Annotated in this window: 1 protein-coding gene; it reads left to right on the top strand. The window is 40.4% G+C overall.

Translation table 11 applies throughout. From position 1 onward, the window contains the following. On the top strand, window positions 1–525 hold a 525-nt coding region (locus ACYSN2_RS11090), incomplete at both ends, for an Ig-like domain-containing protein (protein WP_461750310.1).

The raw sequence follows: 525 nt of genomic DNA, 5'->3' as shown, positions 1-525 counted from the left end.
CTAGCAAAGCTGGTTTTGATGATATTGGCTTTAGATTAGGCGCAAATGAGGGTGCAAATGGTCAACGTGAAAGAGTGACTTATATTGCAGGTGAAGCGGATATTACAAAAACACGTTTCACAGCGAATCCAAGCTCAATTGTTGCGAATAACGTTACAACGGCAACATTGAAAGTGGAATTGTTTGATGCTTTAGGTAATAGAGTAGATTCGGTATCAGCCGATAATGTAGAAATTATCTTTAGTAATCAGGCAGAAGCATTTGGTGAAATAGAGCAATTGCCACGTAGTGCAGATGGTAGCTTTACTGCACGTGTGAAGTCACAAGTTGCAGGAGTTGATACTTTCGACTTTAGACTTAACACTCAACAAGCAAACTATGAGGGTGTGACAGTTACCTATACAGCAGGTACAGCAAATGCTCGCATGTCTGAAATCAGTGCAGATCCAGTAACGATTACCGCAGATGGTCAAACACAATCAACCATTACCGTTCAACTTCGAGATGAATTTGGTAATGCATTAA

The sequence above is a fragment of the Ignatzschineria sp. LJL83 genome, from assembly GCF_054871845.1.
This window is presented reverse-complemented; position numbering and strand designations above follow the sequence as displayed.